General features: G+C 39.5%; 30 protein-coding genes. 6 read left to right on the top strand and 24 right to left on the bottom strand.

Annotated features, from left to right (window positions below; all coding sequences use genetic code 11):
- Positions 1–20 precede the first annotated feature (20 nt).
- The 4 genes from FGG79_RS01685 to FGG79_RS01670 all read right to left on the bottom strand — a co-directional run bounded on the left by FGG79_RS01685 (position 21) and on the right by FGG79_RS01670 (position 3,020).
- Positions 21–794: an SDR family oxidoreductase gene (locus FGG79_RS01685; protein WP_138776001.1), complete on the bottom strand. Its 774-nt coding sequence runs from the start codon at positions 792–794 to the stop codon at positions 21–23.
- Positions 795–1,142: 348 nt separating this feature from the next.
- A complete protein-coding gene (locus FGG79_RS01680; protein ID WP_138775999.1) occupies positions 1,143–1,952 on the bottom strand; it encodes a CAP domain-containing protein in 810 nt (269 codons plus the stop codon).
- 317 nt (positions 1,953–2,269) lie between these two features.
- Positions 2,270–2,629: a hypothetical protein gene (locus tag FGG79_RS01675; RefSeq protein ID WP_138775997.1), complete on the bottom strand. Its 360-nt coding sequence runs from the start codon at positions 2,627–2,629 to the stop codon at positions 2,270–2,272.
- 106 nt (positions 2,630–2,735) lie between these two features.
- Entirely contained in the window at positions 2,736–3,020 is a 285-nt protein-coding gene (locus FGG79_RS01670) for a hypothetical protein (RefSeq protein ID WP_138775995.1), read from the bottom strand.
- A 70-nt stretch (positions 3,021–3,090) separates the two neighbouring features.
- Between FGG79_RS01670 and FGG79_RS01665 the strand changes: the two genes are divergently transcribed.
- On the top strand, positions 3,091–3,336 hold the full coding sequence (locus FGG79_RS01665) for a DNA alkylation repair protein (RefSeq protein ID WP_138775993.1): 246 nt from the start codon (positions 3,091–3,093) through the stop codon (positions 3,334–3,336).
- Positions 3,337–3,409: 73 nt separating this feature from the next.
- Here FGG79_RS01665 and FGG79_RS01660 read toward each other — a convergent pair whose 3' ends face one another.
- The 3 genes from FGG79_RS01660 to FGG79_RS01650 all read right to left on the bottom strand — a co-directional run bounded on the left by FGG79_RS01660 (position 3,410) and on the right by FGG79_RS01650 (position 6,754).
- Positions 3,410–5,029: an MDR family MFS transporter gene (locus FGG79_RS01660; RefSeq protein ID WP_138775991.1), complete on the bottom strand. Its 1,620-nt coding sequence runs from the start codon at positions 5,027–5,029 to the stop codon at positions 3,410–3,412.
- 196 nt (positions 5,030–5,225) lie between these two features.
- Positions 5,226–5,651 carry a MarR family winged helix-turn-helix transcriptional regulator gene (locus FGG79_RS01655; RefSeq protein WP_240794175.1) on the bottom strand — a complete coding sequence of 142 codons (426 nt, stop codon included), beginning with the start codon at positions 5,649–5,651 and terminating at the stop codon, positions 5,226–5,228.
- 182 nt (positions 5,652–5,833) lie between these two features.
- Complete coding sequence (locus tag FGG79_RS01650) at positions 5,834–6,754, bottom strand: CobW family GTP-binding protein (RefSeq protein WP_138775987.1); 921 nt, start codon at positions 6,752–6,754, stop codon at positions 5,834–5,836.
- A gap of 238 nt (positions 6,755–6,992) precedes the next feature.
- Between FGG79_RS01650 and FGG79_RS01645 the strand changes: the two genes are divergently transcribed.
- Positions 6,993–7,718: an AlbA family DNA-binding domain-containing protein gene (locus tag FGG79_RS01645; protein ID WP_138775985.1), complete on the top strand. Its 726-nt coding sequence runs from the start codon at positions 6,993–6,995 to the stop codon at positions 7,716–7,718.
- Here FGG79_RS01645 and FGG79_RS01640 read toward each other — a convergent pair whose 3' ends face one another.
- From FGG79_RS01640 to deoD, 6 genes are all read right to left on the bottom strand, one after another.
- Positions 7,719–8,651: an LCP family protein gene (locus tag FGG79_RS01640; RefSeq protein WP_138775983.1), complete on the bottom strand. Its 933-nt coding sequence runs from the start codon at positions 8,649–8,651 to the stop codon at positions 7,719–7,721.
- A gap of 315 nt (positions 8,652–8,966) precedes the next feature.
- Entirely contained in the window at positions 8,967–10,367 is a 1,401-nt protein-coding gene (locus tag FGG79_RS01635; RefSeq protein WP_138777524.1) for a lmo1851 family serine protease, read from the bottom strand.
- Between the two features lie 185 nt (positions 10,368–10,552).
- Complete coding sequence (locus FGG79_RS01630) at positions 10,553–11,125, bottom strand: YitT family protein (protein WP_138777522.1); 573 nt, start codon at positions 11,123–11,125, stop codon at positions 10,553–10,555.
- Between the two features lie 152 nt (positions 11,126–11,277).
- Positions 11,278–12,423 (bottom strand): spore germination protein, encoded by a 1,146-nt coding sequence (locus tag FGG79_RS01625; protein WP_138775981.1) that lies wholly within the window; start codon positions 12,421–12,423, stop codon positions 11,278–11,280.
- Positions 12,424–12,681: 258 nt separating this feature from the next.
- Positions 12,682–13,530 carry a M15 family metallopeptidase gene (locus FGG79_RS01620; protein WP_138775979.1) on the bottom strand — a complete coding sequence of 283 codons (849 nt, stop codon included), beginning with the start codon at positions 13,528–13,530 and terminating at the stop codon, positions 12,682–12,684.
- Between the two features lie 140 nt (positions 13,531–13,670).
- Positions 13,671–14,375 carry a purine-nucleoside phosphorylase gene (gene deoD / locus FGG79_RS01615; RefSeq protein WP_138775977.1) on the bottom strand — a complete coding sequence of 235 codons (705 nt, stop codon included), beginning with the start codon at positions 14,373–14,375 and terminating at the stop codon, positions 13,671–13,673.
- Positions 14,376–14,503: 128 nt separating this feature from the next.
- On the opposite strand from deoD, the gene FGG79_RS22240 reads away from it, so the two are divergent.
- Positions 14,504–14,626, top strand: coding sequence for a hypothetical protein (locus tag FGG79_RS22240; protein WP_276607945.1), 123 nt, complete (start codon positions 14,504–14,506; stop codon positions 14,624–14,626).
- 17 nt (positions 14,627–14,643) lie between these two features.
- Positions 14,644–14,787, top strand: a complete 144-nt coding sequence (locus FGG79_RS21580; protein WP_171050744.1) for a hypothetical protein — start codon at positions 14,644–14,646, stop codon at positions 14,785–14,787.
- A 74-nt stretch (positions 14,788–14,861) separates the two neighbouring features.
- Here the strand turns inward: FGG79_RS21580 and FGG79_RS01610 are convergent, their stop codons facing one another.
- Both FGG79_RS01610 and FGG79_RS01605 read right to left on the bottom strand, forming a co-directional pair.
- Positions 14,862–15,182 (bottom strand): YodL domain-containing protein, encoded by a 321-nt coding sequence (locus tag FGG79_RS01610; protein ID WP_138775975.1) that lies wholly within the window; start codon positions 15,180–15,182, stop codon positions 14,862–14,864.
- A 96-nt stretch (positions 15,183–15,278) separates the two neighbouring features.
- Complete coding sequence (locus tag FGG79_RS01605) at positions 15,279–16,049, bottom strand: sporulation protein (RefSeq protein ID WP_138775973.1); 771 nt, start codon at positions 16,047–16,049, stop codon at positions 15,279–15,281.
- Positions 16,050–16,555: 506 nt separating this feature from the next.
- Here FGG79_RS01605 and FGG79_RS01595 point away from each other — a divergent pair.
- Positions 16,556–17,647: a DUF2515 family protein gene (locus FGG79_RS01595; RefSeq protein WP_171050743.1), complete on the top strand. Its 1,092-nt coding sequence runs from the start codon at positions 16,556–16,558 to the stop codon at positions 17,645–17,647.
- Positions 17,648–17,769: 122 nt separating this feature from the next.
- On the opposite strand, the gene FGG79_RS01590 is transcribed toward FGG79_RS01595, so the two are convergent.
- Complete coding sequence (locus FGG79_RS01590; RefSeq protein WP_138775967.1) at positions 17,770–17,946, bottom strand: YozD family protein; 177 nt, start codon at positions 17,944–17,946, stop codon at positions 17,770–17,772.
- Positions 17,947–18,071: 125 nt separating this feature from the next.
- Between FGG79_RS01590 and FGG79_RS21575 the strand changes: the two genes are divergently transcribed.
- The gene (locus FGG79_RS21575) at positions 18,072–18,242 is read left to right on the top strand and encodes a hypothetical protein (protein WP_171050742.1); all 171 of its coding nucleotides are present in this window, start codon (positions 18,072–18,074) and stop codon (positions 18,240–18,242) included.
- Here FGG79_RS21575 and FGG79_RS01585 read toward each other — a convergent pair.
- The 8 genes from FGG79_RS01585 to FGG79_RS01550 all read right to left on the bottom strand — a co-directional run bounded on the left by FGG79_RS01585 (position 18,226) and on the right by FGG79_RS01550 (position 24,914).
- Entirely contained in the window at positions 18,226–18,885 is a 660-nt protein-coding gene (locus tag FGG79_RS01585) for a hypothetical protein (protein ID WP_138775965.1), read from the bottom strand. The two genes, FGG79_RS21575 and FGG79_RS01585, sit on opposite strands and share 17 nt — an antisense overlap.
- A 202-nt stretch (positions 18,886–19,087) precedes the next feature.
- Positions 19,088–19,312 (bottom strand): YozE family protein, encoded by a 225-nt coding sequence (locus FGG79_RS01580; RefSeq protein ID WP_138775963.1) that lies wholly within the window; start codon positions 19,310–19,312, stop codon positions 19,088–19,090.
- A 112-nt stretch (positions 19,313–19,424) separates the two neighbouring features.
- Positions 19,425–19,715 carry a YokU family protein gene (locus FGG79_RS01575; RefSeq protein WP_138775961.1) on the bottom strand — a complete coding sequence of 97 codons (291 nt, stop codon included), beginning with the start codon at positions 19,713–19,715 and terminating at the stop codon, positions 19,425–19,427.
- Positions 19,705–21,135: a lysine 2,3-aminomutase gene (gene kamA / locus FGG79_RS01570; RefSeq protein WP_138775959.1), complete on the bottom strand. Its 1,431-nt coding sequence runs from the start codon at positions 21,133–21,135 to the stop codon at positions 19,705–19,707. The genes FGG79_RS01575 and kamA overlap by 11 nt, the downstream gene beginning before the upstream one ends.
- Positions 21,136–21,226: 91 nt before the next feature.
- Positions 21,227–22,060, bottom strand: a complete 834-nt coding sequence (gene ablB / locus FGG79_RS01565; RefSeq protein WP_138775957.1) for a putative beta-lysine N-acetyltransferase — start codon at positions 22,058–22,060, stop codon at positions 21,227–21,229.
- A 234-nt stretch (positions 22,061–22,294) separates the two neighbouring features.
- The gene (locus FGG79_RS01560; protein WP_138775955.1) at positions 22,295–23,560 is read right to left on the bottom strand and encodes a peptidase; all 1,266 of its coding nucleotides are present in this window, start codon (positions 23,558–23,560) and stop codon (positions 22,295–22,297) included.
- Between the two features lie 14 nt (positions 23,561–23,574).
- Positions 23,575–24,237, bottom strand: coding sequence for a 3-oxoacid CoA-transferase subunit B (locus tag FGG79_RS01555; RefSeq protein WP_138775953.1), 663 nt, complete (start codon positions 24,235–24,237; stop codon positions 23,575–23,577).
- Positions 24,216–24,914, bottom strand: a complete 699-nt coding sequence (locus FGG79_RS01550) for a 3-oxoacid CoA-transferase subunit A (protein WP_138775951.1) — start codon at positions 24,912–24,914, stop codon at positions 24,216–24,218. Before FGG79_RS01550 ends, FGG79_RS01555 begins: the two co-directional genes overlap by 22 nt.

The following is a 24,914-nucleotide window of genomic DNA, read 5'->3' as shown; positions in this document are numbered from 1 at the left end:
CCGTCTTTAGCCGTGGCTTCTTATTCATGAAATACCTTTCCGAGAACATCCTTACCACCGGTCACAGGAATAACGGCACCTGTAATGAAATCAGATTCTTCCTGGCATAAAAATGAAATGATCCGAGCAAGGTCTCCCCCCGTTCCAGGTCGGCCTACCGGAGTCAATGGATCATAATGTCCCTTCACACTGGTAATATCCGCTTCCTTCCACTCGCCCACAATATCTCCAGGACAGACCATATTAGCAGTTATGCCATTTTGTGCCTCTTCAATTGCAATCGTTTTGGTGAAGGATGCAAGCCCCGCCTTTGCCGCAGCAAATGCAGATCGGTAAATCCATCCAGGTGCTGACTCGACTCGATCGTAGCCAAAGGTGATAATTCTTCCCCATTTCTTCTCCCTCATTTTTGGAACAATTAACCTTGATAAGTAAAAGACACTATTTAAATTTCCGTTGACTATGTAATTCCATTCCTCAGGTGAATAGTCGGCAAATGACTTTCGCTCTTTCACATAAGGTCCTGCATTATGAACCAGGATATCCACGCTCTCCACTTTACTCCACATTTCTACAACCATTCGCTCGCATTCTTCTGGAACAGAGATGTCCCCCTTGATGGGGAAGAAGTTATTATGATATTTCTCCTTTAATTCAGAGACCAATTCCTCTACAAATGCATCATTTTGTCTATAGTTCAGGATCACAGTATATCCCTGTTTAGAGAACTCCTCGACCGTTCGTCGGCCAATCCCCTTTGACCCTCCTGTAATTAGGACAACTTTATCTTTCATCAAGCTCACTCCACGTACTCGTTATATTTCAATAGTAAGAATGATTTTGCTTAAATGCAAATGTAAGCTCTTAAATTGTCCGTTCATATTTTGTAAGCTTATCTTTTTGAATAACCTCCTTCCAGTTGTTCCAAACTATACATATCAGATTTTTGAAGGATAGTTGCTATTTAGCTAAAAGATAGGACAGTAGTAGTCGATTACTTTTCGAGGATGCTTTTACCTAAGGTGTCAATCAACTATCTCAGTATCGGATCAATGAACTAAACAAATAAAAGGCTGATTTTTAGAAAAGAACATAAAAAAACAGCCTCTCCAAAGAGAGACTGCTTTCATTATTGCATGCTATTACTTACCGATGAATTGTTGAGTCCAGTAGTTACCGTTTTCTACATAGCCTACACCGATGTGAGTATAATTTGAGCTTAGGATGTTTTTACGGTGGCCTTCACTATCCATCCATGCTTGTACTACTTCTTCAGGAGTCTGTTGACCCATTGCGATATTTTCGCCTGCAGAGCTATATTCAATGCCGAACTGCTTCATCATATCAAATGGTGAACCATACGTTGGGCTAGTATGAGAGAAGTAGTTATTTGCTTGCATATCTTTTGATTTTTCACGTGCTACTTTGCTTAATTCTGCATCTACTTTAAGTGCTGGAAGTCCTTGTTTCGCACGTTCCTGGTTCGTTAATTCTACGACTTTTTGTTCATATTGGCTTAATTGACCAGACTGATCACTTGCTGTTTGTTCAGGTTGTTGCTGTTGTTCGTTAGCTGCAGGTGCTGGTGCAGGCGCCTCTGCTTTTGGTGCTGCTTTTTGTTCAGGAGCTGGGGCTGCACTTTGTTCTGGCGCAGGAGCTTCTGCTTTAGGTGCTTCCTCAGCTGGGGCAGGAGCTGCTTGAGCCTTTGGAGCTTGTCCTTTTAATAGCTCTTGCACGTTAATATTCTTACCATCGATTTGGTATTTTGCTAGAGTATCTTGCACAAATTTATTTAAATCTTCTTGATTACCATTATATTTAAAGACATTCAACTGTTGATCTGCCTTATCTTGAGCTGGGCATGGTGCTGCAGCATCAGCTTTACCTGCTGCGAATGGAGTTGCTAATAATGTTAATGCTGTTGCTGTTGAAACCATCATTTTCTTATTCATAAAAATGAATTCCTCCTTAGTGAATGTGTTTGTCTTGCTGCACATTCATCATACCACCCTGTTTTTGTTACATTTACGGGAGAACTTGGTAACTAGCAATCAATTGTTCTATTTTGAAAGACAATTTTCTATAGTACTATAGTAACCACTGATTCTAGTAGGGAGGAACAGATTTATATTTGATTTACTTACATTTCCAGTAATTGAATAATTTATCTCAGGCGACTAATTATTACCGGTATATGATTCTTGACAGGTTTTGAAGGGGCTTGGTTTTGTAACGGATATTACAGTAACGTTTCATAGAAATTGAATATTCATCCTAAAGAAAGGTATTCGTTACATTTTTTGTCAGGTTCGATAATTAAATACCCTTCTACACTGAAACCGAGACGTTTTAATTGCCTTACACTGACATTACATTCCACAAGATTGCTCCCCAAGACAATAATTGGTCCATCAGGGATATCCTCGGAATACCTTTGAATATAGCTGCATGGGAGCGCGACAACATCTTCGCAATCTCCCTTGGACGAGTATTGATAATCCCTGACATCCACTACTACATGATTGGTATTCACATCGTGAGGAATCCATCGCTTTGTCCGCACGGGAAAATATCGATAGTACATCATATAAAAAAGCACACTGACTAGTACTAATGTTAGAAATGGCATACTGGCATCATCCTTTTTGTTAATCTTACCTTTCAGTTTATACCTACATAGGTATAAATGAAAGGTAAATGCTCATGCTGAATTCTCTTAAATAAATACCTAACCTTCATTTATGTATGTCTTTTTTTAAGTTAGAGGCCATTTCAATATGAATCTGGATTAATGCCACTTTTTTTGCACTAGATAAATCGGCTTCAATAATTCTCTTCGTAGCCGATAGATATTTCTCTTCGATTGATTTACGAACCCTAGGATGACTATTCCCATCGAGGAGTTCTCGTTTAATCGCTTCTTTTAACACGATTTCTGATAAAACATCTTCGTTTATCAATATCCGATTATTCCACATTTGCCTGTAGGCTTCCAGTAGTTCCTTGAATGCATCTGGCATATTCAAACATCCTTTACATAAAAAGTTTAATCATAAGCATACTAATAAAAAACGAAGAAAGGTGATGGACATGACAACACCCTATCGCTGCCCTAGCTGTAAAACGAATCGCACTCGATTTAATATTATACAACAAGTATCACAGAGTGTGAAACTGAATCCTGATTCCGGAGAGGTTGTTCAAAGTTATGAGCAAGGTCAACTTGAGCCATTTCATCTTGCCTACAACGGCCCTGACTTAAAAGTTCAATGTGCTGCTTGTGGTTTGGTTGAGGATGAAATGACATTTAAGAAATTCGGAGAGACCACAATGTAAAGGAAAGAAAAAGGGTAACCAGACCTGCTACCAAAAAGCAGATGCGGTTACCCTTTTTTGTTTTCGATTAATATTACTGATTAGAAACGTCTTTGAGCTTTGTTTCCTTTTCTTCCTCCGTTACATCTTTATTCGACATCCGCAATGGGATTTCTTTCATAAAGAAGGTTAGAACGAATCCTACCATAAGAATAATCGCACCAATGAAAAATACATTCGTTAATGCATAACTTAATGATTCTCTCACACCTTCTAAAACGGATGCATAGATTCCTTGAAATTCAGGAGGCAACGTTGATTGAAGTTCTTTTAACTTCCCACCGTTCATAATGTTTTGCGGATCTTGTAGCTGTTTCATCACACCTGCCGTATTAGGGTCTGTAAGTAAAGGGGAATCTTTCACGGCAGACATTTTCTCCGTCATCTTTGATGTCATGGAAGAGTTCATCACCGTTCCCATGATTGCCACACCTATTGTTCCACCGATCTGTCTGAATAGTTGTGTGGCAGCGGTAGCCACACCGAGAAACTTATGCTGAACAGCATTTTGAACCGTCAGAGTAAACACAGGGAAACTAAGTCCAAGACCAGTTCCTACTATAATAATATTAATAAGCGCTGTTGTATTTGTTGTGTTGGTATCCATAAAGGATAAAAGGATCATTCCTACACTCATAACGAACAAACCAATAAGAGCGAGAAACTTATACCTTCCTGTCTTCGTAATAATTTGTCCGCCTACCGTGCTTGCTATTACCATACTCAATGTCATTGGCATCATGACCAATCCGGATTTCGTTGCAGAGGTACCCATCACACCTTGGATAAAGAATGGCATATACATGATAGCTCCAAACATACCCGCTCCAAGGATAAACCCAATGATATTAGAAAGTGTAAAAATTTTATTCTTGAACAATTGAAGTGGAAGAACCGGATTACTTGCTCTCTTTTCCGTAATGATGAATAGTACAAAGGCAACCACCGTTGCAGTCAGAAGCCCAATGATAGGTAGAGAAACCCACTCATAGTCATTTCCTCCCCAAGTAAAGGCAAGTAATAAAGGAATGATCGTTAGCGTTAGCATAATGGATCCTAAATAATCCACTTTAAGTCCTCTATTTGGTTCCTGTGAAGGAAACATTTTATAAATCATTCCAAAGGCGATGAATCCAACAGGAAGGAACACCCAGAATACCCAGTGCCAGTCAGCATTATCGACAATCCACCCACCTAATGTAGGTCCGAAAACACTTGCTAGACCAAAAACGCTACTCATCAACCCTTGCCATTTCCCTCGTTCTCTTGGGGAAAATAAATCACCTACAGCGGTAAAAGCTGTTGACATAATCATTCCGGCTCCAAAGCCTTGGATCCCTCTAAATATGATTAGCTGAAAGATTGAACCAGATAAGCCATTTAAGAAAGAACCTATCATGAAGACAGCAATACCAAGTAAGATGAAAGGCTTTCTTCCATACATGTCTGATAACTTCCCTACTAATATTGCTGTCACTGAGCTTGTTAGCATGAAGATGGTAAATACCCAACTATAATAGTCTATCCCGCCAATTTCAGAAATGATTCTTGGTAAGGCTGTTCCTACGATGGTTTGGTTTAATGCAGCGAATAGCATGGCTGACATGATCGCTATCATAATCATAACTTTTTTTCTATGTTCTAAATGCTCCATATTCTCTGTCTCCCTTAATATTTATTTTATGAATAATTAACCAACTTAAGTAAATGAGCATAATTGAAGGGATGACCTCTCTCAGGTCAACCCTTATTATTTTCCATAAATCCAAATGCATAATCCCAATTAAATCAGGATTGAAGCTATATAATTCAATGGTTAAAGTGTTTTGTCACTTCTATAGAAATCCACATCACTTTCGAGTCGATGAACTCAGTAACTTTTCAAACAGCTCGATTAAGTGGTTGATCTCTTCTTTCTCGAATGTTTGGAATAGTTGCTGAAAATAGTGAGACTTCTTCTCTTCACACTGAGCCAATACTTCAATGCCCTGAGGTGTTAGAGCAAGCTCCACGACTCTACGATCTTCATTGGATCGCTGTCTTGTAATATAGCTTTTTTCAGCTAATGTATCTGTGATGGATGTAATATGACTTGCAGACACTTCCATTCGTTTCGAAATTTCGGAAGACTTCAATGCACCATTCTCACTGATGAGTTGAAGCACCCTGAATTCTCCATTTGAAATGAACTCTCCAAAGATGGTTCGAATATCTGCTTTCATCATTCTAAAAACGGATCTAAATAATCCTTCTAGCTCGAACAATTCTTTTCCCACTAAAAAAACGACCTTTCTTACACTCAATAAATACTTCACTAAGTTAACTATTAAATAATATACATTTTATACAGAATTGTCAATGGTTATGAACCTGTTAAATTTATTATAATAAAATCCCTGCAATACAGCAGATTAGTTAATACTAATCAGTAGATATATCATTATTCCCAACCTCTAGGTTACTCCGTTATATCAATACCCTGTAAGGAGCGTATGACGTCTGGTTTATGTAAATTTTCTCCTATTACAACAAAGTTAGTGGGATATTTCATGTCTCCTGGCATAAAGAGAGGCATTCCATACGAATATTGGAATAGTGTTGGATATTTCCGTCCCTGCAATGGTACGTATCCCTTCATTCTATATATGGTATCAGGTTGTTGTTTCACCCATTCTTCAAACTCTTCCCCCTTCACTTTTCCATTGAAAGTGTAGACAATAGCCTGTAGAGTCAACTGTTCACCAATAGATGGTTTATCGTAGGACCCGGTTCCTTGTTCTGCTTTTAATGAAAGAATATCATTCATCGCTACCTTAGAATAATTCGTTAGGTATACCTTGGCATTCTTGTTTAATTGCTGTAGTTCATAAGAGAATGTTCCCTGCTCCATCTCTGAAAGTAAGTCCATTTTGTTCGCTACAATATATTGGGCATGACGAATCTGCTCTCTTAACAAGTGTAGTACAGCAGGACTGAATTCTCCCCTGTTTTTCCATTGCAGACCATCAACAATGGTAATGATCCCTCTGAATTCGAATTGATTGGCAAAAAGCGGAGACAAAATGGAATCGACGACTTCAACCGGGTGTGCGGCTCCTGTTGTTTCAATCACAAGTACATCGAAGTCTTCGTTCAGCAATAGCTCTTGAAGCTGTGACTCAAGCTTTTCTGATATGGTGCAACAAATACACCCACCAAGTAGCTCTCTTAATGCGGTGTCCATTTCAACTTCATCACTGTCGATGGACACACTTCCTAATTCGTTCATTAATACAGCTGGTTTTCTATCATGATCCTTTAAGGACTGTAGTAATTGTTTTAATAAGGTGGTTTTTCCACTGCCAAGAAATCCAGATAATATATAAACATCCTTCTTCATGTAATCTTCCTCTCTATTGATTCCTAAACATATTCTATTAGAAAGTGAATCGGAATACAACGAACTTCACTATGTAATGAACAAACATAAGCGGAATAATTATTCGTTCAAAGAGCGTTATCTCCTACTTTCCACGCATATAATGAAATAAACAGTAGCTTAAACATGAAGTTTTCGTTTGTTTAGATTGTTGTGTTACTTGTCCTCACGATGAATCAGTTAAAAGGTGGGAAAGTTCATGTATTATGAGAAGATTGTTCCACTCAAATTAAGAGACTTTTTGAAGAATCCTTCTCATGAAACATTGAAGGATCTATTGCTTCATAATACGGGGGAAACAGATTATGTGGATTTTAAATCCGATTGGATTGAATTGACTAAAATGGCGAAACACATCCTGGCTATCGGAAATACCGGGGGTGGCTGCATTATAGTTGGAGTCATGCAATTTGACGATGGATCATTGGATTTAAAGGGATTGACCGATGAAGAATTTCTTGATAAGGCAGATGTTGATAATAAACTCCAACATCTGCTCCCTAAATATTTACGTTATAGAACTGAGGACTTCATTTTCCCTGAAGGGATCCACCCTCTAATGAGCCTTAAACGATTCCAGGTTCTCATCATCGATTATGATCCGAGGTATGTGCCCTACACCTCAATTGTTACTAGAGGAGAATTACGTTATGGGGCCATTTACGCCCGACAAGGAACAAAGACTATTGAAGCCACTCATGACAGGCTAGTCGATGTAATACTCCGAAAAGTTCAATCAGGAGGATCAGACAGTGATGAACGAACGCTAAAAGAGCATTTGGAACATTTAAAAATCCTTCATCATGAATATGACTTGACAGAAGATTTGAAGTTCAAGAAATACCTGCATAATTTAATTTTAAGAAAAATGCAGAAGATAGAACATTTTCTGGACCTGGATTCCTCTGAACTTCATTCTTGGTAATCACTCTGTATTACTTAGAAAATCTCTTATTGCCTCCATATTCCTTTGCACATCCATATTCAAAACAAGTCCAGCATTTGGTGTCGAAAGATCAGAAAAGCTTCCTTCAATCGGAACACGGAGTGTATCCACTGTGTCAATGGGATTGACCATCATAGAAAATCCATACTTCATGATCTCACTTATGGGAGTCTCAGTCTCAACATTTTTCAAACATTCCCTCATAATGGCGGCTACATCAACCAACCCTTGACCGGATTGCATCTTCTTAATCATGCTCTCCTCCGCTAATGTCATGATTTCCTGCTGCCTTTTCACACGCCCAAAATCATTTTCATTATCACTTCTAAATCTTACATATTGTAGGATTTCATTTCCCTTTAACACTTGTCTTCCCGAATCCTTAGACCAATTCCAATAGTCAATCATGGGTTCTGACACTGAAACTTGCACTCCATCGGGAAATATTAAATCCATAATGTTTATGAAGTTCTTAAAATCAACCTTAACGGTATGGTGAATTTCCAGGTTGAAGTTCTTACGTATCGTTTCTGCCAGGAGTTCCTCCCCTCCCCATGAATACGCATGATTGATCTTACTCTTTTCATATCCCGGGATGTCGACAAATGTATCCCTCATGATAGAGATAATTTTAACTGAAGAAGACTGTGGCGTATAACGTGCAACCATTAACACATCTGCTCGGGCTATTTCATCCTCTCGCTGATCAGAACCGATTAAAAGGACATTTACCGGTTGTTTGTCACCATTCAAGTCTAACGGAAAGACAGGTTCTTCTTTTTCGCTGACCGTTGGTTTTAGAGCTTGTCCTTCATCTCCTGCATGTCTAGCGTCCTCTCCCCAAAAGGGAGAACAACCCACCATGAAGAAGGTAGCGAACAATAACGTCAAGTATAGAACGATTTTTTTCATTAGTTCACCTCGTATTTACTTTCAGTGTCGGTATGGAGTAAATATTCTATACGAGGAATAGGGAAACAATGATATTTTTATTAACGTTTCCAGAACCAACAAATTGATTGACGATGATTGGCAAAGCCGTACAAAAAAAGGCTCTTATCGCAAAGATTGTTGTCTTCTAGTCGTGTGTGATAGTAGATTCATCCTCATCCTCATGCTTAGAAAGTTGATTGTAGCGGAAATCAACCACCACTCGCTACCTTCAATAGCAACAAAGTTTATGAAAAAAAGACCTCAGAGAATTTACCTGAGGTCCTTTAAGGTGGATTATTGTTTATCTAACACTTCTATTGCTTTTTTCAATTGAGGATCATTTTCCTGAAGCTTCTCTCTAAGTTTCGTCATAAGCTTCAAAGTAGTCTCTCCATTTAGCGTTCCTGTCACTTTTAACTTATTTTCTTGTTGGAAGTTCTTAACGGCACTCGTTGTATCTTCATCGAAGTAACCGTCAACGTTTCCTGGATTCAAGTCGAGTGCATTCAGCATTTGCTCGGCTGTTTTCACCTGATCCGATAAGTCTGATTCTTTAAGTTCCTTATCCGGATTAATATAAGGAAGCTGTGCATAATCAGGCATCTTCACTTCGACATCAGGATTTATACCTTTTTCATGAATCCAATTACCTTCTGGCGTTAACCATTTAGCCGTTGTAAATTTCATGTTAGATCCGTCTTTAAAGGTTTCTGCTGTTTGGACTGTTCCCTTACCAAAGGTTTTGGTTCCAATCAGCGGAATATCGTTCGATTCGCTAACAGATGCTGATAGAATCTCTGCCGCACTTGCACTTCCCTCATCAACCAGAACGGCTGTAGGAACATCGACTTTTTGACCGGATTCAGAAACATATTTTTCAACCTTACCGTTACTATCTTTCACTTGGAATAAGACTTCGCCTTCCGGCACAAACAAGTTCGAGATTTTAACCGCTTGATCCAGTAATCCGCCTGGATTTTGTCTAAGGTCAAGAACGAGCTTTTTCATGCCTTTATCGTTCATCTCATTTAGAGCTTCCGTCAACTCTTTATACGTATTCTTTGAAAAGCTTGTAATTTGAATCTTAGCGACTCCGTTTTCTTGCATCTCTGCATATACCGTATCAATCGGAATTTCGTCTCTCGTGATGGTTACTTCCATCGGCTTGTCCTGACCTGCGCGCTGAATAGTCAATGTCACTTTCGTTCCTTTTTCACCACGAATCAACAGTACGGCATCAGTTACAGACATCCCTTGAATGCTTTTGTCATCTACTTTCGTAATGAGATCATTCGGTTGCAATCCGGCTTTTTCAGCTGGAGAACCTTTTATTGGAGAGACAATGGAAATATACCCTTCCTTCTCCTGAATTTCTGCACCGATTCCTTCGAAAGAAGAAGAGATGCTTTCATCGAACTTTTTCGCTTCTTCTTCATTCATGTAATCGGAAAAGGGATCTCCAACGCTATCAATCATGCCATTGATTGCTCCGTTTACCAGATCGTTCTGATCAAGATCCTTATAATAATTTTGATTTAACTTATCATAGGCTTCATAGAGTTTCTGAAACTCTGAACGTTCTGTTACCCCGACATTTACCGCCTTCTCATCCCCGAAAGCAAGTGCGAATGTAGTAATTCCTGCCGTCGCAAATACAAGGAAAAAAAGAAGCATGACGAATTTGAATTTTTTCATTTTTATAAAGCTTGTTTGACTTTCTTGTTGTGACTGTTCTGTATTATCTTCCAAAGCTTCCACCACTTTCGTTGCTATGTATCTTGTGAGAATTTCGTTTAGAATATCATGAAACGTCCTGCTGAGCAATCATAAGCTCATAACTTCTTTATTTTATCAGCTTTTCAACATTAGCGAAAGGAAAATCAACCTTCCTCCATATGATGTGTCAAAATCGTCGTAAAGAAACCGACTGTGCTGACAGCAAATAAAGAGTATAAAAACGATTCTGTTCCAATGATTGGCCAACCAATCACAAGGACAATGCTATCAAACATAAAGATTAATTTTCCAACGTTTACATGGAAGCTCTTACCAATCAGTTGTGCCAATAAATCCGACCCGCCTGTAGCCGAATCCCCTCTCAGCATTAGGCCAATCCCGACTCCCACAAAGGCCCCTCCTATCAAAGCACTCATTAAAGGAGGCAAAATGATAAAGCTCTTCCAATGATGAAACAAATCGATCATTATAGATGATAACCAAAGGCCATGAACACTGTTATAGAAAAGAGTTCGGTTCATAAAAAAGGCTAGAATATACAGAGGTAAGCTAAATAGGATGATTGTGAGGCCCGGCTTAAATCCAAACCAATAATAAGAGATTAAACCGACACCTATCATCCCTCCGTCAAGAAAATGATGTGGGACGAAAAACATGTTGATTCCTAATCCAACTAATAAACTACCTGCAATAATGACGATAAACGTTCTGATCACATTTTTCACCCACTTCACACAATTAGGACAGCCCTACTACTTATATATGTGTGTGGACGGGGGAACATTATTCAAATCTTCATTTAATTGTTGAATTATTATGACTTCTACTGTAACTAGTAGCAACTTAAAGACCTTCGGTTTTAAACCCATCAAGTCGTATGACTTGATAAGGAAGCAATTTGCGCTTCAACAAATGCTGGAAATGGAACGCCTTCCCGTTGAGCTGCAAGAGTAATCATCAGGGGCGTAGGAATGAGTTCCTGATGAAACGTTTTGATGGCTATGAACAAAGATGGACTTAATAAGGCAAGGAAAAAGGCAACATAACGAAGTATTCTCATTAATCCCAAGTCGGACCGCTGATAATAATCTTCGGAGGATTGAAGAAATTGCGGGAAAATAACTGGGACGATGAGAACGAAAGGGGTGCCATCTACAAGGATGGCTACCCTACCTTCCAATAATCCTGCGGCTATTACATCAGGTCGTTCCGAGTTGAATACGGTTGGAAACGGAGAAATTGAACTATCCTGAATCAATTCTTCTACATATGCGCTTTCCAAGATTCCGTCAATATCAATCTCATCAAGTCTCCGCCTTACTTCGTCCACAATTTCTTCTTTTGCAATTCCATGCATATACATGATACTTACATCTGTATGTGTATATCTCCCAATCACTCTGGCTTCATGTCTTAAATGTTCATTTTTTATTTTTCTTCTTATTAATGTTGTATTCGTTCGGATATCCTCCGTAAACCCTTCCTGAGGACCTCTTACGACACTTTGGGTTTTAGGATCACTTACATCTCGTTTTATTGGATCTTTTGTCATTGCGATGATCGATTTCGAATGGCCATCAATCAATATCGCAGACTCTCCTGATAATATAAATGAAAACAATTCTTTAAAGGTATCTGTATATGCCACTTCCCCTATGGTCATGATCGAATCCCCACATTTAGCAAGGAGATTTTTATCGTTCTCTGGATTTTGGTTCTTTTCAAATCCCGCGAGTATTGACTTGATTACAGTTTCCTCGAGTTGTTGTGAACCTGCTAAACCTTCTATATAGATCACAGCCATTTTAAGGGTGGGATTTGGTTGCAGTCTTCTGATGATCAAATCAGAACTATTTCCGAACATTTCCTTAATAAATGTAATATTAAATTCTAATTCATTATCCATGACACCTTCTACTGGTGCACTCAATTGATCTACCGTCTCTATCGGCTCTTCTCGTTTATATTTAGGATTTTTCTTTTTCTGTTTCCGAATGATCTTAATCGGTGCCATGAATGTAGATCACCCCTTATACGGCTTTTTCTTTTAATGTCTACATCTCCTTTCCAATTATTCACTTTTTCTCCAACCCACCTAAGTGAACACGAGAAAACGACGGCTCACGAAATAATCTAAATGAGTTTTAAAAGGATGTATTCGGAAATTTTATTAAACACTAATTGAAAAAGTTTGCAAAAAAAAGAGCCTACCATTACCGGTAAGCTCTTCTTTGATGTCTTTATCAACTGGAATGAATCATTCCTTGAATCATTATATCTTTTTCACATTGTTAAAATATTCTTCTAACGACCAATCATTTTCATGAATCACTTTCGCTGCTTCTATGCCTACATACCTGAAATGCCAGGGCTCATATTGATATTGGGTGATCGATACTTTATCTTCAGGGTATCGAAGGATGAACCCATATTTATATGAATGCTCAGCAAGCCACTTTCCCTCTTTTGTTTGGGCAAATTCAATATTCACCTGAAAGTTATTGTTTTTACTTGAAATATCCATCGCTAGTCCGGATTGGTGCTCACTTTGTCCAGGTGGTGCAACGGCCATCACTGCTTTTTCTTTTCCGAATTGAGCAATTTCTCTTTCCAAGAGCATCTTTTGGTAATCATAAGAACGGTACCCGGATATGGCTGTTAGATATACTCCCTGTTCTTTTGCTTCAGAGAACATTTTTTCCAACTGTTCCGCCGCTTCCTTACGTAGATTAGCCTTTTCAAGCTCCTGATTCCCAAATACGAAGGGTACATTTGGACGAACTAAATCAGCTGGTTTGTATTCGTCTAACGCGTATTCCTTGTTAACCAGCGCCAATAAATTGGCTGGATTTTGAATGACCTGCTTTCCGTCCACTACTTTCACTTCATTAAAGTATTGCGACTCTAATTGCAGTTCGGGAGGAACAGTTTCTTCAGAAGGCTGTCCTGTCGGATCTTGGGTTGTTTGATCTCCCTGAGAGTCCGGGGTTTTTACACTTGGTTCCTTTTCTTTCGTTTCTTGCTGTTTTTGGCCAAATAATTGTTCTGACCAATCTTGTACTTGCGAACATCCTGATAGGATAACCAAGGAAGCAGCAGTTACGAAGATGATCTTTTTCATACTTTCACCTAGTTTCTCTATAATGGTTCCAAACTCCATCTTACCATGTTCACTGAAGAATGTAAGCAGGAGAAACTTCACAAAAAAAAACTGCCTATAAACCCGCAAAGGGAATGTAAGCAGTTCCTTTTAACTTTTCATTACTCTTGAATAGCCGCCTCTAATGCTACTTCAATCATATCATTGAACGTGGTTTGACGTTCTTCAGAAGTTGTTTCTTCACCAGTTAGAATATGATCACTTACAGTTAATACTGAAAGTGCATTACGTCCGTACTTTGAGGCTAGTGTGTAAAGAGCCGATGTTTCCATTTCTATGGCTAGAATACCATATTGAGCCCATTTTTCAAGTTCTGCATTATCGTTATAGAACATGTCCGCAGTGAATACGTTTCCAACTTTCAGGTTTAAACCTTTTTCCATTCCTGTATCATACGCACGTTTCAATAAATCAAAGTTCGCAGTTGGAGAATAATCGATTCCGTTAAATGTTAGTTTATTCATTTGGGAATCGGTTGATGAAGTCATCGCCAGAATCACATCACGGACTTTCACATCTTTTTGAATGGCACCACAAGTACCAACGCGGATGAGGTTCTGTACGTTATAACTTTGCATCAATTCGTTAATGTAAATCGAAATGGATGGAACACCCATCCCTGTTCCCTGTACAGAAATTCGTTTCCCTTTATATGTACCAGTATATCCGAACATGTTACGGACTTCGTTGTAGCATGTAGGATTTTCCAGGAAGGTTTCTGCAATGTATTTCGCTCTTAATGGATCTCCAGGTAATAAGACTGTTTCTGCAATTTCGTTTTCTTTCGCATTAATATGTATACTCATTATATTTCCTCCTCATAAGACTGTTGAAAGACCATTGTAATCCTTTTTTATTTCTTATGCAACGCTAGGAAATGGAAGGATAGAATGACAGGCACGGGGTCAAAATAAGGTCAGAAGGAGGAATTCACATGACGAAAGAAAAAATGAGTAAAAAACTGAAGCAAGCTGTACAGCATGCAAATCAAACAAATCCTTCTTCCCGCTCTGGAACACAGCCTACTTCTTCTAGAACAGAAAAACGCAAATCGTAAAGAGGAGGAATAGTGGGATGGGAAAAAAACATCGTAATCGAATCAATTCTCCAAAGAAAAATAACCATATACCCAAAGAGGCAATAGAAGCTGAGCACAATGCCCACGGGAATGAAGATCAAGCCCATAACAGAAAAAATGGACCAGGCCATAACCAATAAAAAATCGTCTGTAAAAAAAGGAAAGAATCTTACCTAAAGGTAGACTCTTTCCTTTTTTATGATTGAAATTTCATTCAATGAATGACGATTCGATTCACTCGCTTCCAACCATTGGGCTGCAAGCGATAATAGTAATGACCCCTTCTTCCTTCGTCGATGAATACTATGTCTCGGGTGGCAATATATCTGCCTTGATAATCCTTTGGGACTAGGTCAGGTACGTTAAATGTTCGAAATGTCTCATACAGGGCGTCTTCATGGTTATTAGCTTCAACCGAGAATCGATATACCTTTTCGTACCCCTTGTCTTCCCCATAGTTTGGCGTTTGGAAAATGGTCATGTCATAAGTAGATCTCAAAAGTCTGGGACGAATGATTTTTTCAAGTAAAGGCATGAGCACCCCTCCGTCATTATGTTGTACTCATACTATTAGACATTATCCTTGTCGAATCCTTCACTGAAAAATAAGAAACTTTGTCGAAATCAATCGTTAAGCAAATTTATTAATCTCATTTTGAAGCTTTGATGTCAAATCGGGAAGATCTGTTGTTCTGATTGTCATTTTGAGCATGGATTCGTCCATTTCCAAGGCTTCTGCTAAAAATCCGCTTAACCCCCTTGCCCTCCGATCCACTTCGAGAAGCACTTCCACTTGCCCTTCTGATTGATTCAAGAACATCACTTCAAGCTCATCTAATTTCCGTTGATATGAACCGCTTACCGGTACAAATTCGAATTCCTGAATAAACGGGTAACGCCCTCTGAATCGACGGGGCGCTTGCTCGCACTCTACTTTCCGAATTCTGAACCCAAGTTCTTGAATGGAAGTCAGAATGGCATTGGTCAGTTGATTCGGGATGATTTCAATATAGTCCTTGTCTTTAGGATCAACCGCATTTTTAATGTCCACTCCTGTCGCTACCCACACCCTAGTGTTCCCATATGTAATTGGGGTTTCAAAAGGTAACGTGAAAGTGAAAGGGAGCTCTTTCTTTTCATGTTCATCAACGGTAAACGGATTTGATATTTGCACCTTCTGTATTGGGGCGTAATCGGTAAATTTCTTGTCATCCGATTCCCTTATATATGTAGTGAAAAGAGTTAAATAAATGGCATCGACACTTTGTTCCGTACTACCTCCCGTAATTTCAACCACACCGTTCACCGTTTCTCCAGCCTGATAGCTTGACTTCTCCAGTTTCGTATCGACTGTCGCTGCTCCGATACCAATTGAAGCAAAAACTTTATTAAAAATAGACATGTATACTTCCCCCTTTGACTATCGTTCATTTTGTTTTCTTATTACCCTTTAAGGGTTCTTCTTCTGAATACCTTTCTCCTTCTTGAAAAATCAATTCCTCAAACGTTTTCCCATTCATTTTATCCCTTACAATAAGGTGTCCCTCTATACTTACCCTCTGATCGATATGCAGGAAACTTGGGATGGGATAAAGTTTGAAGTGCTTCCATTTCATTTTGGACATATTGGACGTGATTGGAAAATAACTTTTTGTATAGGCGTATTCTTTTCACTATCGCCTCTTCTCCATCATAAAGCGTGACAGAGTAGGCTGTACCATAGCTCCCTTTCCCAACCAGCCTGATTACTTGGGAGCCATCGATGGTTTCACCACGCTTCCCATTTGATCGAAAGCATTTATTGAGTCTGAGAAAAAAAGGCGAATCATAACTACTGCCTCACTTCTATTCAACTGCTAAAGAAACAGAAAGAAAAATGATCACTTCCATAAAGAGAGGCGTGATTACTTGGTCTATTCACCGATTTCAACGTTTTTAAACCTATTCAATAAAGAGAACAATGACCTCACATTACCTCTTCTGAATATGAAGGACGTTGTTCAGCTATATGATAAAATCGAACAAGAATCTTCTTTAGAAATTTATTTCCCAGAGGATTTGGAAATATTTAGAGAGATTTTAGATAAAGTAAAAAGGGGAAATGTCAATAACATAACAAGGACCTCTTCCTATCTTGAATTTTTTAAGAAGCATTCAGAAATACACTGGTCCTTTCTTGCACATATGGTTTCAAGAAATGCAGGCTATCATATGACAGATATGCGGAACAGATTACTTACAAAGCTTTTAAATGAAGGGGAACAAGGTGCTTTTTTCTCGTTTCTCGAGAGGTGTAATGCTGCCATCTTCCACGATGCCTATCCTCAATTATTACTGTATGAGAATTGGAAAGTAACAGGACGTTCTTCTTTTCATCTTTTGAAAAAATTTCATGTTTCCATCTTCATGAGAGCGATTTGGAATGAATATATTACGACAGGAAATGAACAACTTTTAACGCTAGGACTCATCATGAATGAACAGCATATGATTCAAAGGAGAATTCTAACGCATTCCCGTCTCGATATCGGTATAGAGAAGTGGAAGTTTTTCTTACAGGATCGATTGGAGTTCACTTCCATCCTGTTCCCTTATGGAAAGCGATCTCCTTACTCTCTCGCAGGGCTTTCTGTGTCTCACTTTGAACAGGTACAGCGCAGAATTCTGTTAGGCAAGAAATTATATAGTATTTTATTTCATCGAAGCGTATTCCCTACTGCTTTGTCCTTTGCGATTCACCATTCCCATACAGGGTCAAGATGGGACTATTGGCCGCATATTTATTCGAAACAAGACATTAAAACGCGATTATACAGCCCCTCCTTACGCTCAGTTTGGGATGATATCCCTTCAAATACCACTCCTTCAATTGACTGGTTTGCAGATCAACCTGTTGAAGTAATGTCTCCTCTCTTAACATTAGAGAAACCCTATCACTTTTCCATGACATTAAAATGGAAAGCGATGACCTCGGTCCTAGTTAACCTAAAAAGGGAATAACTCAAAATAAAGTGTCTCCATGGTTCCATTCGGAAACCATGATAGACACTTAAGAGTTATTCCCCGTTATATAAATGGACGATCCCAGCTATGTGACTTCCATGCCGATGGTTGAAAAGATTCTATACATCTTCTTCCCATTCTTCATCAATGATACATTTGGCAATCAGATACTCGAATGTGATATCCGCTATTTCTTCCAGCTCATCTTCCGACGGTACGTAGCCTCTTTGAATCAGTTCCTTCATGAAGAAATCTGCAATTTCTTCGGTGTCGATAAAGACTTCTATCTCCCGCATATGATCGCCCCCTTTGATTCTCAATTTATGACAAGACTCTTCCAGTTATGCCACAAGAAAAAAAGTTTTCATAAGACTTTAAAGACAAGCATAGACTTTAACATCAAAGATAGAGGAGCGATACTATGTTAACCACACTCACTCAAAAAACGAAAACACTGTTCAAAGATCTGGAAAATGGTGAAGGGATGATTGTTGCAGGTATGCAATGGATTCTCCGTGTTGTGCTACTATCATTCTTGCTTATCAGCGTTCCAGTTTTTTTATATATTATGTGGCTCATTCCTTCTCTTTGACGGTAAACTGTGAGCTTGTGTGAGTTTTCAACTGTTCTAACACATAGTCCATTTTATTCTTGTATTTACTATCCTGAAATAGAAGATAGAGGGTTTTGTAGTCATTATAATGATCGAGCAGCTGATCAATCCAGCTTGGCTTCGGATAAGCAGATGAATGCAGTAATTTTAATTTACCTTCTTTTTTTTGCGGAAATACGAATCCATATTTCTTGATAAATGCTTCTGCCTGCTCTTCATCTGCAACTAGAGTAATTTCATCTTCATCTGCCTCCAGCCACTCCCCGTCTGTGATTCTCATTAACTCATAGATCACATCTTCCCAGGCGTCGTCCTTGTACCGCCATATTTCTGTTCTGAATCCGACTACTTTAAAGAGATCCTCTTCATACCCCTTTACAATCACAAGATCTCCGAACAAAAATTTATATTCAATATCGATTTGTTCTTGTTCAAAAATATATCCGTCATAAGAATCGAGCAGTTCCAATGCCTTCTCCTTGAATAGCCCTTCACTTTCGTTAACCTCATATAAAAACTCTCCGTCAAGCTTCTTGATATCGGTGATTTTCCCCACTGTCCCATAGATGGTTACGACTACAGTATCTCCTACTCTAAACCTGGGCTCTTTTCGTTTCTTCATTCTCCCCTCACCCTTAATCGCCTTTTTTATATGATATGCAACAACCATCATAACGGTATACACGAAATCCCTGCTATCTTTTCTTTGGGTAAGAATTGTTTTTAAAAAACAAGGAGGTTTATTGGTTTAGGAAATATGCTTTCTAAAAAAGGACCGACATAAGTGAAAACAAATGTCAGTCCAGTGGCTAATGATATTCAAGTTAGTTTATTTCTTCTAATAAATAGGCGTCCCATGCTTTGTCGAAAATGGACATGCTTTCAAGATATTGCCCGTTCATTTCCAAATAAGAACTGATTTCATGGTATTGCTGTGATTGCTTTGGAAAGCTGTGATCATCATAAGCTGAATTTGCGAATTGAGTTATATCGTCCTTGTCAGTGGGTTGTCTGTATTTCATTAAATAATGATAAAAGGATTTTCTCATCTGCTCCACCTACCCTTGTTATACTTTTCTAAAAGGATAGCGGAAGAAGATGAATTCGTAAAGGGATTATATTCGAAAGCCCGAATACAAGGCAGTTTTCTCCTAGTTAATTTTAATATCGGAAATAATTCTTTTTTAATAATCGGGGAATGGCCATCAACTCGTTATATTCGATCATTTTTTGAATCGCTCTTATATCAATCAGCATCAGTTGGTCTTCGATTTCATTGATGACTTCTTCTTCCTGGTACTCCATCCCACAATGACTGCAGCTCATGCTCGGAACATGCACGATTTGAATGGCACGTGTGCCGTCAGGAAGTTCCCAATACACGCTCGAGGTATCATCATGAGCCGTCTTTTCTTCACACCAAACACAAACTTTCAACTGGTTATGATCCATTGTTGATTTCTTCCTTATCATCATTTTTATCCTGATTCATTTTTTGGAGCATTGCTTTATGCTTCTTTTCTTTAAGCTGATCCCTCTTCCCCCTGAAGTCTTTAAGTGAATTATGTTCTGGATTCTCCTGGTATTCCTTTCGACGCTCTAATCGATTAAGTCCATTAGGTGTCAGAGAAGAATGAGTTTGATTCATTAATCCTGCAATTCCAATAGTAGGTTCGTTAATTTCCTCATCGTGATAAACTGCTTTAAAGTAATCGTCTGCCCTTCCGGCAACATAGTCTTCAGGTTCTGGATAGGTGGAAATGACACCTTCGAAATTACGCACAACTACTTTTGAAGCACTTTGAGAGATGAGGTAATTAGGTTGAAGGGAAATTTTCCCTCCACCCCCAGGTGCATCCAGAACAAAGGTAGGGACTGCGTAACCAGATGTGTGCCCCCGTAGCCCTTCGATAATTTCCAGCCCTTTTGAAACCGGAGCCCTGAAATGACCGATTCCTTCAGATAAATCACATTGATAAATATAGTACGGACGAACGCGGATCTTAACGAGATCGTGCATAAGCTTCTTCATGATTGGGACACTGTCATTGATACCTGCGAGGATAACCGCTTGATTTCCAACAGGAACTCCAGCATCCACGAGCATTTCACACGCTTTTTTGGACTCTTCCGTAATTTCAATCGATGTATTAAAGTGAGTATTCAACCAAACAGGATGGTATTTTTTTAAGATGTTACATAGATTTTCTGTAATCCTCTGTGGAAACACGACAGGTGCCCTTGTTCCGATCCGAATGATTTCCACATGGGGAATCGCACGTAAGTTCTTCAGGATATACTCAAGGATCTGATCATTAATTAATAGACCATCTCCACCTGAAAGCAATACGTCTCTTACTGTAGGGGTGTCCTTAATATATTCTATCGCCGCATCTAACTGTTTCTTTGGTACACCCATACCAATTTGCCCTGAAAATCTTCTTCTCGTACAATAACGGCAGTACATGGAGCACTGATTGGTTACAAGAAATAACACTCTGTCCGGGTATCTGTGTGTCAATCCAGGAACTGGGGAATCTTCATCCTCATGTAAGGGGTCCTCCAGATCAAATTTAGTCTTATTAATTTCCTGTCCTATTGGGACAGATTGCATCCGAATCGGACAACGGTGATCATCTTCATTCATCAACCAAGCATAGTAAGGGGTAATATTCAGTGGAATGGTTTTGGTAGAAATCTTCACACCTTCTTCTTCTTCCTTTGTCAGATTCACCACTTTCTTCAAGTCATCAAGGGTTCTGATCGTATTTGTAAGCTGCCATAACCAGTTGTTCCATTGCTCATCCGTCACGTCTTTCCAAAGCTCAATTTCTTTCCAATCCCTTTTTGGTTTATAGAGATTCATTTTCATCTACACCACCAACTTTCAAAAAGTATCTTTCCACCAATAATTGAACTCTACATCAGCCTATGAATGATCGTGCCAATCGGTTTTACCCCCGCTACACATCACTTAAATCTTTCTCCCATATGTTCATATCTTCCATTTTGTCAAAGATGATGCAGTTGTTTGCAAGTCTCCCGCCGTAGCTGTAACCAAGCTGATGGAAAGCGGCATTCATACCAAACGAAAGGGATCTTGCAATCGTATAGGCACAGAAGATATCACGATTCAATAATTCACTTTCTAGTTTCCTTAGGAGATGCTTCATATTTCCTCCTTTTCGATAAGAGGAACGGGTAGCACAATCGGTTAGTTCAGCATTCTTGTAAACTGATGATATCTCTGCAGAAGCTGCACTGATAATACGACCTCCCTCTTCCATGTACACAAAGATTGTCCCACTTTTCATTGACTCTTTCACATAGTCAGGGTTGTGCAAAGGTACAGGATAGAGCTTAAATACTTCCTGATAAAGATCGGCCAATCGTTCTGCTTGTGACGTGTTAGCGACCGAAATCGAATCAGAGTATGAGATTTCTTGCCGTTCAAGCTCTTGAACCTGCTGAAGAATGTCATCCTCTTCTCGCCAATGAGAACTATTCCGTCTATCATTCGTCAAAAACTTACTCATAAAAAAGGCTTTATCTCCATTAAAGTAACCGTTTACTCCCCCCTCCAACATGAATCCTTTTTCAACAAAAAAGGAATATTGACCTGCTCTTGCCTTAACAATAACTTTTTCAAATTGATTGGATTCAACTTCTTTGTTTACATACTCCCATAGACGGCCTGCATTCCCCCTAAACTCATCTACACGCAATCGACGATTGTAACCATCTTTATATATGGCAGCTTCTACCTTTGGTTGTTTGATATATTCGTATGTTTGCATTCTTATTAGCCCCTTTTTAACAAACATATGAAGTGAAACGGGAAGTTATGAAACAAACAATCATAAAAAAGAACAACCACTGTCGTTCTTGTGAGTTGTTCCTTCTAAAGATGATAAGGCATAGTACATTGACGAAAGCGTGTATTACATTAGACATTACTTTGAGATGTTCTTTTTTCTGTTGAAGTGCTGTTAATAGTAGCCTACTTCTCCTTTACCCATTATTCCCGAATATTATGACTGTTCATTACACCAATCAATCATAAATAAGGACAGAATTTCCGCCGTTTGATAGATTTTATCCAATTCGATGTATTCATTTGCATCATGAGCCACTTCAGTCGTCCCCGGTCCAAATACAACAACCGGAATATTGCCTCCTTGAGAGAGTATCCCTCCATCGGTACCCCATGGGGAGGCTTCGATGACCGGACTGGTTTGCATGACCTTTCTGGCATAATGTGATAGGCTCTCCACTAAAATATGGTCACTTGGTAGATTACCAGGCTGCCACCTGCCACCGAACCACTCCACCTCCACAGGGTGATGCCCGAACCAGGAATCGATTGTCTTCAGATCCTCTATGGTCTTGACAAATTCATCTTCTACAGCCTGAAGGGTTTCCCATGGGCCGACCCCCACTCTCCCCTCAATGACAGCCACATCCGGGACGGATGATGGCCATTTCCCGCTTTCCAAACGCCCAATATTAATAGGTAGTGGAATCGGAATATTTCTATATAAAGGATCCGCTACCTTAGCGTTTCGTTCCTTCTCCAAGAGCTTGAGTGCCTGTATGACCTTGAACGCTTTATCGATGGCATTCACCCCTTCATACCTGGTTCCCCCATGTGCAGACTTCCCCTTTACCCTAAGACGAAACCACATAGATCCCTGTTGTTTGGGGAAAATTTTCATATTCGTAGGCTCGGGAATGATGGCAGCATCCGCTCTATATCCTCTTAGTAAAGCGGCTAAGGTTCCAGTCCCGCCGCTCTCCTCCTCTATTACACTTTGAAAAATGACATCACCTTTTAACTGGATATTTAACTCCTTCACGATTTCGATGGCAAGAAGCAGAGCGACTGAACCACCTTTCATATCAGTCGCTCCACGCCCGTAAAGCTTTCCATTTTCGATTGCTCCACCATAGGGGTCGTGGGACCAAACATTTCTGTCACCTTCAGGAACGACATCAATATGTCCATTCAATAGAAGGCTTTTCCCCCCACCGGTTCCTTTCAGTACACCCACTACATTCGGATTTCCTTTAAAGCTCTTTCGGTCACAACGGTAAAAGGGATGATGGTCCACATCGCTCTCGTTAATTTCCCATATATCCAACTCTAGGCCAAGTTTTCTGCATTTTTCTATGATAATCGCCTGTGCCCTTGATTCATTTCCTCGGACACTATCCTCTTGAACCAGCCGCTGCAGGAGCTTTTCAATATTTTTCTTTTTTTCTTCGATTAATTCCTTGATGAGACGCTGAGTTTCCACTTTTCTTCCTCCTTTTACCCAATATATTTTACCTGAGGGCTCAAGCTGTATCTAGCGTCTGTCGTCTCCTCTATGTCTTTTAGCGTGTATGGTGTAAAGACTTCTTTCAATAATAATTGTTCATTCACAACGGTGAAGACAGCTCGATCTGTGATAATCATGGACACACAGGAACTTGCAGTGATTGGCAACGTACATTCCTGAACGATTTTACTTCCCCCATTTTTGTCTAAATGGGTCATGAGCACAATGACTTTTTTGGCTTTTGAAGCAAGTTCTGTTGCTCCTCCCATTCCAGGTACCTTCTTGCCCGGAATGATCCAATTTGCAAGATCTCCTTTTTCACTTACCTGCAGGGACCCCAGGATCGTTAAATCGATCTTGCCCCTGCGTATCATGGCAAATGCGATGGAGCTATCCGTATAGCAACCACCTTTCATTAATGAAACTGGAAACCCTCCAGCGTTACATAAATGTTCATCCTCCTGACCAACACAGGGTTCAGGACCAACCCCGATAATTCCATTTTCAGAGTGAAAAACAACTGGAAACCCTGAAGGAAGATGGTTCGGAACGAGTGATGGTATCCCAATCCCTAAATTCACAATCATATTTTCCTTCACTTCCATAGCCGCACGTTTTGCAAGCTTTTCCTTCAATTCGTTTCCCAGGCCCATTTCCAGTCGACTCCTTTAGACAACACTATATGATCTACAAACACACCTGACGTGACAATTTCTTCAGGATTCAATTCACCAAATTCAACAATTTCTTCCGCCTCGACGATTGTTATATTCGAGGCCATCGCTACAAGGGGATTCGTATTCCTTGCACTCTTATCATAAAGAAGATTCCCAAAGGTATCTGCTATTTTGGCATACACAATCCCGACTTCAGCAACTAAAGCTGATTCAAATAAATAACGGTCTCCCCCAAACTCAAAGGTGGCTTTTCCTTTATTTAAATAAGGATCACCGACTCCAATTTCCGATACGATTCCTTTCAACCCGACCCCACCGGCCCGAATTCGTTCTGCTAATATTCCCTGTGGGGAAAACTCAACTTCGAGCTTTCCTTCACTCATTAAGCGTCCTGCAATCGGATTGGAACCGATATGAGAAGCAATAACTTTCTTGACTCGGTTTTGGGCTACTAATTGACCAATCCCTATATGTGGGAATCCTGTATCATTTCCGATGATCGTGAGATCCTTTATCCCCCACTCCAATAAATGGTTTAGAATGGTCGGAGGCGACCCGACTCCTCCAAACCCACCAAACATCATGGTCATTTCATCATGAAAAAAATGAACTATCTCATCATAGCTACTCATTTTATTGTGATGACTGGACAT

The organism is Bacillus sp. BHET2, from assembly GCF_005938125.1.
In the GTDB taxonomy this organism is placed as follows: domain Bacteria; phylum Bacillota; class Bacilli; order Bacillales; family Bacillaceae_B; genus Rossellomorea.
This window is presented reverse-complemented; position numbering and strand designations above follow the sequence as displayed.